The following is a 14,502-nucleotide window of genomic DNA, read 5'->3' as shown; positions in this document are numbered from 1 at the left end:
TAATAAATAAGTAAATGCAGTTTAGCAACGTACTGATTCAATATTTTGAATCTGTTGAAGCGCATTTTTAGCGTAATCTAATTTAGTCGCTGTTACCCATTTATTTTCAGGTGCAAATATCCAAGAAGCGTAAAGGGTTGCAGATAGTCCGCGAAACATTTTCATTGTTGTTGAGTCAAATTTTATATTCCGCACAGCTTTGTAACCATTAATAAATTGCTCAATCATAGTATCGGCTTCATCGTAGTCATAAAACTCGTCAAACGTTACAGCTATGTCTAGCCAATAATGACCAAAACCTGCTTCGTCAAAGTCAATAATGGCTAATTGACCTGTTGAATCAATTAAAATATTGTTGAAATGTAAATCAGAGTGGATAATACCAAAGTTATTCGTTTCGTAACCAATATTAATTAGATATTTTTCTAAAGTGTCTAATCCATTTTTTATCTGGTTCAGTTGTTGCGTGGTGTAACCTACACTTTTTGCTCCATTCAAAATAATATTTGAGCAGTTATGAATATGATTCTCTCTAAAGACTACTTTTTAAAGACCAGTTAAAATCAGCAGGATTCTCCCCATTGAAAATCTCTTTTATACGGTAGCCCGTCAAAATCTTCTGGACATTGAAACTTTTCAACTTTTCCCTTAGATATCAAACCATAATCTAAAATGTAATCGGTTTGATAGACACCAAAACTTACTAGACTAATTGAATTACAATTATTAATTATTTGTGTAGCAAGAGAATTTAGTAGTACATCTGATTCCATAACAGAATTTGCTGCATTTCCCCTTATCCCTAATCTGTATTGATTGGGACGACCTTCGGGACCGTCGGGATAGGAGTGATTAATTGTCTCAGATATTTCAATTGTTAGCTGGTGATCCGCCTTTAATTGACCTTCTACAGATGCGATCGCATCCTCACATATTTTGTTATCTAAGTTAATGTTTTGTGCCTGAGGAGGAGGAGTATTACAGGAAAAGATACCTAACATCAATGAAGTAACAACAAAAGACTTATTCATAATTGCAACTGAAGATCCCATGATAGATTTCTCCTTAATCAAATTTGTTTTAATTGATTCTAAAGATTCAACAGAGGAAAAACATCTGAAAAACGTCCCAATCTAGCCTCAACCAAAGTGATAAGTAGATCTACTTCATTAGATGGAGCTACCCAGATTTAGTCAATCTAGATGCTATCTGTGATACTGCTAAAGTGAAAATTCTCAACTTTACAACCAGGAATAACACTACTGCCGCAGCGTTTTGCTTGACTTACTGCTACTACATTTTTCAGCATTTCGGGCAAACACTGATTAAAGCGCAAGTTTTTGATTGGGTGAGAGATCTTACCGTCTTCAATTAAGAAAGTACCATCTCTAGTCATGCCTGTAACTTCTAAAGTTCGAGGATTAACATAACGCACATACCAAGCCCGACTGACTAAAATACCTCTTTCAGTACTGGCAATCAAATCGGTAACAGTTTGATCTGAACCAGTCATCACAATAGGAGACAAAGATCCTGTAGGTTTTTTATCTTGTTCTTTTGCCCAATAGCGACTGTAAGAAAGAGTTTGGGGAACACCATCTTTGATAATATCTAGATTTTCATTGCTTAGACCACTACTAAAAAACCTGCCTCCTTGCAACAGAGGATGAGCAGGATTACGCTGTACTTGAACAATAGGATTAAATAACTTTTCGCCGACTTTGTTGCCGATAGGCTTACCCGTGTCATCGCTACGAGACATAAAAGAACGTCCTTCATCTGCTGCCCTGGCATCTAAATTCCAAATTACCCAAAAAACTAAACTAGCCATCGCTGACGGTTCCAAGATGACCGTATAGTCTCCTGGTTCAATTGTCTGAGGATTGCGAGAAGCGATCGCCCTGTTGATAACTTGTTCAGTTAATTCTGTAATGGGCAATTGGTTAATACTCCAAGCAGTGCAGCGATTCCAGCTAGAACCATTGTCAATACGAGCGGTAAAACTAAAATCCGCTTCAGTTGTGCGATCGCAACCCCGCAAACCAGCAGAGTTACCAATAGCATTGAGAGATGTCTTAGTACTAAGGGTTCCCGAACCGTTTACTCCTGCATCTTTACTTAAAGAACATACTTGTTGAATAATCTCGCCTTTTTTCAGAGGAGATAAAGTTGCTGTAGCTTGGTCAAAAGCAGGAAGGCGATCGCTATAGGTTTGCTTCGGTAATAATTCCACCCATTCAGGATCTTCAGGAGCAATGCGAGCTAAATCTTCGGCACGTTTTACGGTAGCAGCGATCGCTTCTCGCTCTAATTCTGTAGTAGAAGCAGAAGCACTACGCTTACCAAAATAACTAATAACGGTGAGGCTAAAAGTATTTTTACGAACGTTTTGGCTAATTTGATTCTCTGAAAAGCGACTAAGTGCAGTTTCACTAGCACTGAGGCTAACAAAAATTCCGTCGGCTTGAGATTGGGCGATTGCGAATTCAATTAAAGCCAGAGCTTCTTGTTGGGTGATCAGGGTATTGAGGGGTGTTAAAGTCATCTTCAAATAACAATTGGGGAATAAAGAGCTAGAAGCTTTTGCTGTTAAAGCCTAAACTTATATAAAGTTAAATAGTAACAACCTGGTAATGATAGTATTGATTTTTGGTGACTTAGGATAAAAATCGTTATGGCTGAAACTTTAATGTTTAACGCTTTGAGAGAAGCGACCGACGAAGAAATGGCAAGAGATAAAACTGTCTTCGTCTTGGGTGAAGATGTCGGACATTATGGTGGTTCTTATAAAGTCACCAAAGACCTGTATAAGAAATATGGAGATCTACGTTTATTAGATACTCCAATTGCGGAAAATAGCTTTTGTGGGATGGCTGTGGGTGCAGCTTTAACTGGCTTACGTCCCATAATCGAAGGGATGAACATGGGCTTTTTACTGTTGGCATTTAACCAAATTGCCAATAATGCCGGGATGCTACGCTACACCTCTGGAGGAAATTTCAAGATTCCGATGGTGATCCGTGGTCCTGGTGGAGTAGGTAGGCAGTTGGGTGCAGAACATTCCCAAAGGCTTGAAGCCTATTTCCATGCTGTTCCAGGCTTAAAAATAGTTGCCTGTTCTACAGCATATAACTCTAAAGGTTTATTAAAAGCAGCTATAAGAGACGATAATCCAGTACTGTTTTTTGAGCATGTATTGCTTTATAACCTTAAGGACGATCTGCCAAATGATGAGTATGTATTGCCTTTAGACAAGGCCGAAATGGTACGAAAAGGAAAAGATGTCACAATCTTGACCTATTCTCGGATGCGTCATCACTGTACTCAAGCACTTAAAACTATTGAAAAACATGGTTACGACCCAGAAATTATTGACTTAATTTCCCTTAAACCTTTTGACATGGAAACCATCAGTGAGTCAGTACGTAAGACTCATAAGGTTATCATTGTCGAAGAATGTATGAAAACTGGGGGCATTGGTGCTGAGCTAGTGGCATTAATTAATGAGCAACTATTTGACGAGTTGGACGCACCAGTGTTGCGTTTATCTTCTCAGGATATTCCTACCCCTTATAACGGCACATTAGAAAGATTAACTATTGTACAGCCAGAACAAATTGCGGAAGCTGTACAAAAAATGATGGAAGGAAGAATTTAACTCTGATTACTAATCATCCTTGATTTATTTTAACGTAATGTCGCGAGAATTCCCTATTCTCTATAGGTTAGGGATGAATCGCGACCAGCAATAAACCGCGAAGCGACTACCTATTCTTTTCCACCTGACTGATTATCAATATACTGTTTGATGACTTCTAATGGTACGCCTCCACAAGAAATAATGCACTTTGAGTCATGCCACAACTTAGCATTTTTGCCCCAGTAGTGTTGAGCTATTTCCTGAGAATATTTTTTTCTCAAAATTCTGCTACTCGCCGATTTGAGAGAGGATACCAAATTAGAAATATTGTTATTTGGATGCAAGTCAATAAGCAAGTGCAAATGGTCAGCTTCGCCTTCACAGTTAGACAAAATTGAGTAGTTAGATTCTAGAATTCTTTGAAATACTTTTTTGGCATCCTCAATCATTGCCCTAGTCAAAACTTTGCGACGATATTTAGTCACAAAAATAACATGCAAGTGAATAGAAAAAATAGAGTGTGAAGCTTTTCTTAGCTTAGTTGACATGACATCGACTGATTATGATATGATTTATCTTATCGACTGAAACAGTAAATCTATTAAATCACAGATGGCACTAAGAAGATACACATTTCGGCTGTACCCAAACAAAACTCAAGAAAGAGAATTGTTTGCTGCTCGTCGTCTTCATGGGTATCTCTATAATGCCTGTATCGCTCATCGCCGTTTTGAGTGGAAGAAAAATCAAAAAACTGTTGACTATTTCCAACAGCAAAATTGTTTACCAGCATTCAAAAAAGAATGGGTAGAATTTGCTCATCTTCATTCTCAAGCTTTACAGTCAACAGTAAAACGGGTTGATTTAGCCTATAATTCTTTCTTTAAAGGACTGAGGGGTTTACCTAATTTCAAGTCAATTAGAAATTATTCAGGCTGGACGTACAGTTCTAAATCTGGATGGAAAACGTCTACTAATGGTAAACATGGCACAGTTACTCTTAATGATTTAGGCATAACCCTAAAAATGAGAGGACAAGCAAAATCTTGGTGTACTCCAACTACGTTAACCATTGTTTATAAGCCACGTAAAAAACAGTGGTTTGCTAGTTTTACTTGTAATGTTTCAGTCAAAGAGGCAAAGTTTGGTTCTGTTTCAGATTTGAAATATGAGTCAATAGTTGCTTTTGATTTGGGTACTGCTACTGCTATCACTTGCTTTGATGGTATAAAGTTTGAAGAAATATCTAATCCTCGTTTTACTCAAGTAGCAGAAGAGAAAGTCAAGCAAGAATCAAAAAAACTCAGAAGAAAACGCGCACCAAATAGAAAGAAAGGTATAAAAGCCTCTAATCGTTGGAAAAAAGCGCGAAGACGAGTATCAAAATTACAGCGCAAAGTGGCATTGCAACGTGCTGATTGGCAGCATAAAATTACCTCAGATATAGCAAGTCGTCATGACATCGGGGTAACTGAAAAGCTAAATACCAAAGGCTTGACACGCAAAGCGGGCGGAAATGCTGCTTCGCAAGCAGCTTATTCCACGCCCGTCCGAAGGGCAAAAAAGCGGTGCGACCCCGCGTCGTCTCACGACGCTAGGGAACGCGCACCAAGACAAGGTGGCAAACGAAAAAAACAGAAAGCAGGACTTAATAAGTCTATTCTTTCTGTTGGCTTCAGCACTCTTAACCAAATGATTGCTTACAAAATTGAAGCCAAAGGCGGTTTGCTACTTCAATTAAACACGCGAAGAGTCAAACCTAGTCAACGCTGCCCAAAATGCGGAATTGTGCATAAGAACTGGGCTGACTTGTCTAATCGCTATCATGTTTGTGATAACTGTACTTTTGAAATTGAACGTGACAAGGGTTCTGTTCTTGTCATGTATAATGTTGCTACAAACCAGCAACAGGGGTGTGGGACGCATCTCTTAGACAGTGGATGTCTAAGCTCTACTTCCTTGACTAGTAAGCGCAAGCATACTGGCTCGATGAAGCAACTTGGGCAGATGAAACGTCAAAAATCTCGACTTAGTGCCGAGGAGTTGGAAACCCCAACTTCCGCGTCAGCAAAGTTGGGGTAGTTCATAGGCGTTTACAATGGGCACAACGCCTTTTTTTGTGTTTATTGTCAGTAGCCTGTCGGTTTCTTCAGCTATTTTCCAGAATTGGCATAATAATAAATAGCGAGGAAGCGTAAATATTGATATGACTGAGAAATCCCCTTATCTTTTACGGGCTAATGAAATAGCCGAACAAGAAGTTAGTTTCTCTCACCCCTGGAATCCTAACTCATCCATTCATGGAACTCAAATAAGTCGTTTGACAGGGCTACAAAGGGTAGGTGTAAGTCTTGCCAAAATCCCATCTAGCAAAGAATCTTTTATCTATCATTCTCACGACCGAGAAGAAGAGTGGATTTATATTATTTCAGGTCGAGGGATTGCGGAAATTGACGGTGAGGAATTTGAAGTCGGTGCAGGAGATTTTATGGGATTTCCCACACCATCTGTAGCACATCATCTACGCAATCCTTTTAACGAAGAGTTAGTTTATCTAATGGGTGGAGAAAATCTTAATTTTGAGATTGCGGACTTTCCTCGTCTAGGTAAGCGAATGCTTCGTCGTGGCGAAAATATAGAAATCTATGATACGTCAAATGCTAAAAGTTTTGCCCCACTAGAAAATATCAAAAATTAAAATTGGTATTTTCTAAAGATCGGAAGAATCATGATGATTATTCTTGATTATTGTCTGTTGATTCTTGGGACTATTATAATTTAAGTGTAGCAAGTATTGACTAATCGAAATGAGTAGAATTGCTGATGCAATATAAATTACATCGCTTACTTGTTGAACATCTAAGTTAAGCATCTGCTTAAATAAACTAACAATTAGAGCCACTACAATTACATTTACTAATTTAACTTTGAGTTCTTCTAAGGTGTGACTCTGCAAAATACTAGAATTATTTTTACGCCTAATGTTGATTTCTGAGATGAATAATTCATATATACCAAAGGCAAAAATAAATAAAACAATGCCAATTAAATAATAATCTACACCGCCAATAAGATAAGAAACTATCTTTAAAGTTGTTGCCCTTCCAGCCTCTTGCGGATCAAATCCCAAAATGAGACCAGACCAAATATCTAAGGTGCCAATAATAATGAAGCGCAAAGCACTGAGTAAACTGAAGATAACTGGAGCTAAGATAAAAAATCGAAAGTTCCAAATAACTGTTTCAAAAATTGACTCGATTTTTTGGAGTCTTGTAACATTTTTTTTATTCATTAATTAAATTCTAGATTTTATTAATGATAAAGTAAATTAAGTTTTAGTTACACTTTCTGTATTTACCAAAATCCTCTTTTCCCAGTGGGCATAATTGTCATCCAATTCGTTTTTGTTTCCTCTAATTGTTCTTGGGTCAAGTTAGTATTACTGAGATTGGCACCACAAAGATTAGCACCTTTAAATTTGATATTTTTGAAATTGGCAAAGCTGAGGTCTGCGCCACGTAAATCAGCTCCTTCAAGATTAGAAGAATTAAAAAAAGCTCTGCTTAAATTAGCATTGCGAAACATTGCTTGACGAATATCAGAATCAGTAAAATTGCTGGCAGTTAAATCTGCTCCCTGTAAGTTGGTTCTGATTAACTTAGAACGGTTAAATTTAGATTCTGATAAATCTGCTTTTTGCAGATCTTGCATACTAAGATCTTTTAGTCCAAAGTCTTTTCTACCATTTGCATACGCTTTCAAAACGTCTGCAGCCAACATTTTTACTGGTTTTTGAGTAGTTTGAGGATTACTTTTCGATTTTATCGAGGTATTGCCAACATTAGTTCTTGGATTGATATTTCTGGAACTATTTCGAGAATATCTGGAGGTAGAGGCACTTCTACTGCTAGTACGACGAGACATTCTATTTTCTATTTGAGATGCAGGTGATGTATTTCGGCGGGGAGAGTAGGCACTGCTTCTATTAGTTGCGACTGAGGTATGAGAATTTTTATCCTCGTTACTAGAGTAACTCAGCATACTTTCAGACAGGCTATCAACATGATTTTCCATTTCTAATGCCTGCAAAGCTTCGTTGGCGGTTTTAAAACGACTTTTAACTGCAACCTCTAACATAGTGGTTACTATTTCAGCAAAACTATCGCTAACAGTAAGGTTTTTAAACCAATCAATTTCTCCCGTTATGGGATCGCAATCCATATTTTTTGGAGCTTTTCCTGTCATCAGATACATACAAGTAACCCCCAACGCATAAACATCACTAGCATAAACGGGACGCATTGCTAGTTGCTCAGGAGGAGCAAAACCTGGGGTACCCACGGCAAAAGCAGTCAAAGCTGTTTGATTTGACCCCCCTGCTCCAACGCTATTGACTTGATTTTTGACCACTCCGAAGTCAATCAGAACCAACTTATCATCTATTTCGCGACGAATAATATTAGCGGGTTTGATATCTCGGTGAATTACTTTCTGAGCATGAATATCTCTTAAGATAACCAATACTTCTTTCAGAACTTGCCTAGCTTTTTCTTCGTTGAATACACCCTGTTTTTTTACTTCTTGCTGGAGATTATTACCCTTAACAAATTCTTGGATTAAATAAAATTGCTTTCGATCTTCAAAATAGTCCAATAGTCTTGGTATTTGTGGATGATTTCCAACTCGTCCCAAAGTCTTCGCTTCTCGCTCAAATAGTTCTCTGGCCATCGACAAAAAATTGGGATTATCTGTATTAGGCCGTAACTGTTTAATAACACATAACGGTTTTCCAGGTAGAGCAAGATCGGCTGCTAAAAAAGTTGCACCGAAACCGCCTTTGCCAAGACCTTTTACTAGATGATAGCGACCATGCAACAGAAGTTTTGACCCACAAGCTTTACATAATTTTGCTTTGGGGTGATTAACAGGTTTAGGACAGGATGGATTTAGGCAATAGCTCATTCAAAGTACCTATGAGACTCTGTCTGACAAATTATATTTTTATTAAGAGCGGACACCCTCCATAGCGGATCTTTCTTGTTTATAAGAATTTAATCCTATCTATGTTTCCACCAGCATATCCTAAATTTTCTGAAATCAGTTGCTAGAGACGAGTTAACAATACCTATTTTTTTAAAAGGCTATGAATCTTATCAGTTTTTTGTTCAGCCCCATAAACTGGCGAAAACTTGGCTAGGAGTTGGCGGAATTCCTCACCTTCAATAGTTTCCTTGTCAATTAAAATGTCGACAATCCGATCTACCGCTAAACGATTTTCACTAATAATATTTTTAGCTTTTTCATAGCAATCTAAGGCAATATTCCTGATACGAACATCAATCTGAGATGCAACTTCTTCGGAATATTTATTTCTATTACTGGAATCGCCACCAAGAAATACTGGTTGTTCCTGACCTTCTAAGGCTAAGGGACCTAAATCGGACATCCCAAATTTAGTTACCATTTTTCTGGCCAAGGAAGTTAGCACTTGAATATCTTGACCAGCTCCTTGAGTTATTTCGTCCTGACCAAATACAATTTCCTCAGCTGCCCTACCTCCCAAAGCAGACGTGATTTTAGCTAAGATTTTCGATTTGGTTTCTAACCCCATTTCTTCATCTGGAGTAAACCAAGTCAACCCTCCTGCACCTCCCCTAGGAATGATGGTGACTTTTTCTACAGGATCGTGATTAGGAGTCATAGTGGCAACGATCGCATGACCAATTTCGTGATAAGCAGTTAGTTTTTTGGCCTTGCTATCTACTAAGGGAATACCCTCCATTCCTGCCACAATGCGATCTACAGCATCATTAACTTCTTGCATAGTGACAGCTTCTTTATGTCTTCTTGCAGTGAGGATCGCAGCCTCGTTGAGGAGATTAGCTAAATCTGCGCCACTAAACCCAGGAGTACGTCGAGCGATCGCTTCTAAAGATACTTCGGAATCAATTTTCTTGCCGCGGGCATGAACTTCTAAAATACCTAATCTGCCTTGTAAATCAGGATAATCTACTATTACCTGACGATCAAAACGACCAGGACGCAATAAAGCCTGATCTAAGACATCAGGACGATTAGTCGCAGCGATAACAATAATGCCACTGTTTCCTTCAAAGCCATCCATTTCGGTTAATAACTGGTTTAAAGTCTGTTCTCGCTCATCGTTGCCTCCACCTATACCTGTACCTCTCTGGCGACCAACGGCATCAATCTCATCGATAAATACTAGGCAGGGGGCATTTTCCTTGGCTTTCTTAAATAAATCACGGACACGAGATGCGCCCACACCGACAAACATTTCGACAAATTCTGAACCTGAAATACTAAAAAATGGAACTGCCGCTTCTCCAGCGATCGCCTTAGCCAGTAAAGTTTTGCCTGTTCCTGGAGGACCAACTAAGAGTACTCCCCGGGGAATTTTCGCGCCTATAGCAGTGAATTTTTCTGGCTCTTTGAGGAAAGTCACAACTTCTTGTAATTCTTCCTTGGCTTCTTCGATACCCGCCACATCATCAAATTGAATTCCCGTATTGGCCTCCATTTGAAACTTGGCTTTGGAGCGACCAAAGCTTAAAGCTTGACCTGAAGCATTGGCAGAGCGACGCACAATCATAATCAGCCCTGACAACAGGATAAAGAAGATTAGCAAGTTGAGCAACACGCCTACGGTTTGGGAGCGATCAATAGACGTTTTAATACTAAAATCAACGTTTTTTTCGCGTATTTTGGGAAATAGATCCTGATTTTGCTCAAAAAGAACCACCTCTTTTGGGGGATCTTCTTTAGATTGACCTTTCAGAATTACGCTGGCTTTGTTAGTGGTTTCGTCAACTTCTACTTTTGTGACTTGATCTTTTTCTAACTTTTCTAAAAACTGGCTATAGCTAAGCTCATTTTTGGGCTTTTGCTGAGCTAAGGTGGGGGTTGCCAGGAAAAAGGTTTGGAGAATCATCCATCCAGCAGCTAATCGACCTATTGAAGTAACTCTTTTTGGGCTTAGCCGACGATTATTTAACCGAGACATAGGAATAAGATTCAATCCCTTTTCTGATTTAGTCTGACAACTTTTTTTCATAGTTATATATTTACTAGGTACATATATAAATTTTTTGATATTAACACCAGCCTAACTAAAAAACTTTTGTTTTTGATAGATTAAATTGCTGGTTAATCTATTTCTATTTTCAATTGATATTTTTGTAGTGCAAGAGTTTATTGCCAAAAAATGCTTAACTTTGTCTACACTCTAATTATATTAAGGAATTTTACAATAATGAGAAAGTAATCGGCACCCTTTTAGTGAGCAGTTTATAAAAAAATCATGAGAATTTATGGCAATCGACAATTAAAAACAATTCCCGGGCAGAGGACACGTCCTACTTCTGCCAGAGTTCGAGAGGCTTTATTTAATATCTGGCGCGAGCAAATTGAGGGCAGTTCTTGGTTAGATTTGTGTGCGGGAAATGGTTCCATGGGAGCAGAAGCTCTATGTCGAGGGGCTAGGAAAGTAGTGGGAATAGAAAAATATGGTAAGGCTTGCCAAATGATTGAGCAAAATTGGCAACGAATAGTCCAATCAGAACAGTCTTGCCAAGTATTACAAGGAGATGTATTAGTTAAGCTCAAAAGTCTCGCAGGACAACAGTTTGATTGGATTTATTTTGATCCTCCTTACGATAGTTATTTATATTTACCCGTTTTAAAAGCGATCGCCGCCTTAAAATTAGTCACCACCGAAGGGGCGATCGCAGTTGAACACAATCCTCAACTCTGGCAAGCTAAAGAAGTATCTGGATTGGAAATATATCGCACTAAATCTTATGGCAATACCACTCTAAGTTTTTACGCGTTAACCTCCTAACAACTGACAATTAACGATTAAGCTGATGGCTAAAAACAAGTCCCTACCAGGAAAGTTGATTATTAAACTGGGTAAATTTGTCTGGACAACAATGTGGCAAATTATGATGTCGCAACTGGCACCACGTAATCAGAAAGGAGAGTATATTCGTCCCTCAAGTCAGTTCAGAAATTTCATTAGTTCGGCAACAGATAACCCTTATCAACCAGATGCCAACCGCTACCGTTTATATGTTGGTCTGGGTTGCCCTTGGGCGCACCGTACTTTAGTCACTAGAGCTTTGAAAGGCTTACAAGAGGCGATCGCCGTATCAATTGTTTATCCTTCCCCCGATGCGGGAATTTGGGTCTTATCTGAGCCTGAAATGGGTTGCCAAACAGTACCCGAACTATATCAGCTCTCCCAATCAAACTATCAAGGACGTTCCACAGTGCCAATTTTATGGGATAGCCAGACTAATACCATCGTTAATAATGAAAGTGCCGAGATTATCGAAATGCTCAACTCGGAATTTAATCAATATGCTCAATATGCCGATTTTGAACTCTATCCAGAGTCCCTAAAAGAAAAAATAGACCAGTGGAACGAAAAAATCTATCACACAGTAAATAATGGAGTTTATCGTTGCGGTTTTGCGCAAACTCAGGCAGCCTATGATCAAGCTTGTAATGAACTCTTTACCACCCTCGATGAGATTGATGGGGTCTTAAAAACAAGTCGTTATCTATGTGGCGATCACCCTACTTTAGCAGATGTGCGTCTGTTTACTACTCTCTTCCGCTTCGATATCGTCTATTACGGGTTGTTTAAATGCAATCGTCGTCGTATCCAAGATTACGATCACCTAGGAGCTTATCTACAAGATTTATATCAGCTCCCAGGAGTTGCGGATACTTGTGATTTAGAAAGTGTTAAACGAGATTATTACGGCAATTTATTCCCCTTAAATCCAGGAGGCATTATTCCCTTAGGACCAGATATTACTAATCTTTTACAGCCCCATAATCGAGATGAATTAATAGCCAATCGCGGGTGAACGAAAAAAGGTGTGGGAGTTAAATAATAGAGACGCTTTAAGTAACGAGTAAAAAGTAACGAGTAACGGCAATTAAAATTTTTGCTACCGTAAATTTTGCTCACCCGCCAATCGCTAAATAGCTATTGGTCTTAGGTGAAATTTAGTCAAAATCGTTAATATGAGTAAATTACCTGAGTTCTGATAACTGTCTCATGCCTCTGTTACGACTGGTAGCTTTGTTTCTTGGTCTGAGTATTATTCTCGGACTATCGATCTGGTTGGTGACATCTTTGTCTCACCTCTATATGCAGATCTCCTTTACTGCACCTATTTTGGCTAATTTACTGCTGCTATTGGTAATTACCTTAATTGGGGCAATAATGGGAGGATATATTTACTATGTCAATAAATACACTGGTAAAAAACCTAGAAGTAAACGACGTAAACGCCGAGTTGGTAACGTCAGAGTTCCCGAAGAAAAAACTCAAGTAGCAGCTCAAAATCTGAAGGCTTTAAGAAAACAAGTTGGACAGATACAAGATACAATCGCTCAAAAAGCTCTACTAAATAGATCGCAGCAGATTGAGGCAGATTTACAGCGCGGGGAAGTCAAGGTAGTTATCTTTGGTACAGGATCGGCAGGAAAAACCTCTTTAGTTAATGCTTTGATTGGGGAGATCGTCGGCGAAGTCAACCCCATCATGGGGACAACTACTCAAGGAGAAACCTATAGCCTCAAACTTAAGGGAGTAGGAAGAGAAATTTTAATTATTGATACACCTGGGATCTTAGAAGCAGGAATAGCAGGGACAGAACGAGGAGAAATAGCCCGTAAACTGGCTACAGAAGCAGATTTACTAGTATTCACGGTAGATAATGATCTAAGACAGTCAGAGTATGAACCCTTGAAAACTTTGGCTGAGATTGGCAAGCGATCGCTATTGGTCTTTAATAAAATTGATCTCTATACTGACGAAGATCGAGACATAATTCTAGGGAGACTCAAAGAGAGAGTTAAAACCTTCATTCCTCCTAGCGACGTAACGGCAATTTCTGCTAACCCGCAACCAGTTCAGTTACCTAGTGGAGAGATCATTGAACCCACCGTCGAAATTTTACCTTTAATTAAAAGACTAGTGGCAGTACTGAGGGCAGAAGGAGAAGATTTAATTGCCGATAATATTCTCTTGCAATCTCACCGTCTAGGTGAAGAAGCCCGCAAAATTATTGAGATTCAGCGACGCAGAGAATCCGATAAAGTAATTGATCGTTATCAATGGATTGGTGCAGGTGTAATTGCTGTTACCCCAGTACCAGTGGTTGATATGTTAGCTACAGCAGCAGTAAATGCCCAAATGGTAATTGAAATCGGTAAGATTTATGGGGTAGAACTTGATTTGGAACGAGGCAAAGAATTAGCCTTATCTCTGGGTAAAACTTTAGTTAGTTTAGGGATAGTTAAAGGTGCGGTAGATATCCTTGCCAAAGCTCTGCAATTCAATCTGGCAACTTATGTTGTCGGTAAGGTAATCCAAGCAGTTTCTGCTGCCTATTTAACTCGCATAGCTGGTAAAAGTTTCGTTGAATATTTTAAACATAATTTAGATTGGGGAGATGGGGGCATAACTGAAGTTGTGCAGCAACAGTTTCAACTCAGTCGGCGAGATGAATTTGTTAAATCCTTTGTACAAGATGCCATTTCCAAAGTGGTTCAACCTCTGTCTGAAGCCTGGGGAGATGAAGAATTAGAGGAACTAGAAGAACTAGAGGAAAGAGAAGTTGTCGAAGAAATGGCTGCACAACTAGAAGATGATTGGTAATTTAACGTCAGTTTGATGGACTTGTTCCCTTTTCCCTATAGTTATTCATCCTCCTACGCAACTCGTCTAACTGACGTTAAACCAAGTAATATGAGTGTCTTAAAAAATACTTTAAATACGTACCAGTATTTCAATTCAAAGTTTAAGATCGAATGTATTAGCT

Annotated in this window: 13 protein-coding genes; 6 read left to right on the top strand and 7 right to left on the bottom strand. The window is 38.8% G+C overall.

The features are described from left to right. Positions 1-21: 21 nt before the first annotated feature. From PLEUR7319_RS0108885 to PLEUR7319_RS0108875, 3 genes are all read right to left on the bottom strand, one after another. Complete coding sequence (locus tag PLEUR7319_RS0108885) at positions 22-498, bottom strand: phosphotransferase (RefSeq protein ID WP_019504870.1); 477 nt, start codon at positions 496-498, stop codon at positions 22-24. 65 nt (positions 499-563) lie between these two features. Continuing rightward, complete coding sequence (locus PLEUR7319_RS0108880) at positions 564-1,052, bottom strand: hypothetical protein (protein WP_019504869.1); 489 nt, start codon at positions 1,050-1,052, stop codon at positions 564-566. 146 nt (positions 1,053-1,198) lie between these two features. After that, positions 1,199-2,545: a TldD/PmbA family protein gene (locus PLEUR7319_RS0108875; RefSeq protein WP_019504868.1), complete on the bottom strand. Its 1,347-nt coding sequence runs from the start codon at positions 2,543-2,545 to the stop codon at positions 1,199-1,201. Between the two features lie 129 nt (positions 2,546-2,674). Between PLEUR7319_RS0108875 and PLEUR7319_RS0108870 the strand changes: the two genes are divergently transcribed. Then, complete coding sequence (locus tag PLEUR7319_RS0108870; protein WP_019504867.1) at positions 2,675-3,658, top strand: alpha-ketoacid dehydrogenase subunit beta; 984 nt, start codon at positions 2,675-2,677, stop codon at positions 3,656-3,658. A 110-nt stretch (positions 3,659-3,768) separates the two neighbouring features. On the opposite strand, the gene tnpA is transcribed toward PLEUR7319_RS0108870, so the two are convergent. After that, the gene (gene tnpA, locus PLEUR7319_RS0108865; protein ID WP_019504866.1) at positions 3,769-4,188 is read right to left on the bottom strand and encodes an IS200/IS605 family transposase; all 420 of its coding nucleotides are present in this window, start codon (positions 4,186-4,188) and stop codon (positions 3,769-3,771) included. A gap of 64 nt (positions 4,189-4,252) precedes the next feature. Here tnpA and PLEUR7319_RS0108860 point away from each other — a divergent pair, with 64 nt between their 5' ends. Together PLEUR7319_RS0108860 and PLEUR7319_RS0108855 are read left to right on the top strand one after the other, a co-directional pair. Next, positions 4,253-5,722, top strand: coding sequence for an RNA-guided endonuclease TnpB family protein (locus tag PLEUR7319_RS0108860; RefSeq protein WP_019504865.1), 1,470 nt, complete (start codon positions 4,253-4,255; stop codon positions 5,720-5,722). Between the two features lie 124 nt (positions 5,723-5,846). Then, positions 5,847-6,338 carry a cupin domain-containing protein gene (locus tag PLEUR7319_RS0108855; protein WP_019504864.1) on the top strand — a complete coding sequence of 164 codons (492 nt, stop codon included), beginning with the start codon at positions 5,847-5,849 and terminating at the stop codon, positions 6,336-6,338. Positions 6,339-6,350: 12 nt separating this feature from the next. On the opposite strand, the gene PLEUR7319_RS0108850 is transcribed toward PLEUR7319_RS0108855, so the two are convergent. The 3 genes from PLEUR7319_RS0108850 to ftsH form a co-directional block, all read right to left on the bottom strand. After that, positions 6,351-6,932, bottom strand: coding sequence for a YqhA family protein (locus tag PLEUR7319_RS0108850; protein WP_019504863.1), 582 nt, complete (start codon positions 6,930-6,932; stop codon positions 6,351-6,353). A 62-nt stretch (positions 6,933-6,994) separates the two neighbouring features. After that, a complete protein-coding gene (locus PLEUR7319_RS0108845) occupies positions 6,995-8,602 on the bottom strand; it encodes a serine/threonine-protein kinase (RefSeq protein ID WP_026102404.1) in 1,608 nt (535 codons plus the stop codon). 163 nt (positions 8,603-8,765) lie between these two features. Continuing rightward, the gene (gene ftsH / locus PLEUR7319_RS0108840) at positions 8,766-10,715 is read right to left on the bottom strand and encodes an ATP-dependent zinc metalloprotease FtsH (protein ID WP_019504861.1); all 1,950 of its coding nucleotides are present in this window, start codon (positions 10,713-10,715) and stop codon (positions 8,766-8,768) included. 246 nt (positions 10,716-10,961) lie between these two features. Here ftsH and rsmD point away from each other — a divergent pair, with 246 nt between their 5' ends. From rsmD to PLEUR7319_RS0108825, 3 genes are all read left to right on the top strand, one after another. Then, positions 10,962-11,501, top strand: coding sequence for a 16S rRNA (guanine(966)-N(2))-methyltransferase RsmD (rsmD, locus tag PLEUR7319_RS0108835; RefSeq protein ID WP_019504860.1), 540 nt, complete (start codon positions 10,962-10,964; stop codon positions 11,499-11,501). A gap of 25 nt (positions 11,502-11,526) precedes the next feature. Further along, positions 11,527-12,537, top strand: coding sequence for a glutathione S-transferase family protein (locus PLEUR7319_RS0108830; protein WP_019504859.1), 1,011 nt, complete (start codon positions 11,527-11,529; stop codon positions 12,535-12,537). A gap of 194 nt (positions 12,538-12,731) precedes the next feature. Continuing rightward, positions 12,732-14,339: a YcjF family protein gene (locus tag PLEUR7319_RS0108825; protein WP_019504858.1), complete on the top strand. Its 1,608-nt coding sequence runs from the start codon at positions 12,732-12,734 to the stop codon at positions 14,337-14,339. Positions 14,340-14,502: the final 163 nt, after the last annotated feature.

Source organism: Pleurocapsa sp. PCC 7319 (assembly GCF_000332195.1).
Taxonomy (GTDB): Bacteria; Cyanobacteriota; Cyanobacteriia; order Cyanobacteriales; family Xenococcaceae; genus Waterburya.
The sequence above is the reverse complement of the archived record's forward strand: the minus strand, read 5'-3'. Positions and strand labels throughout refer to the sequence as shown.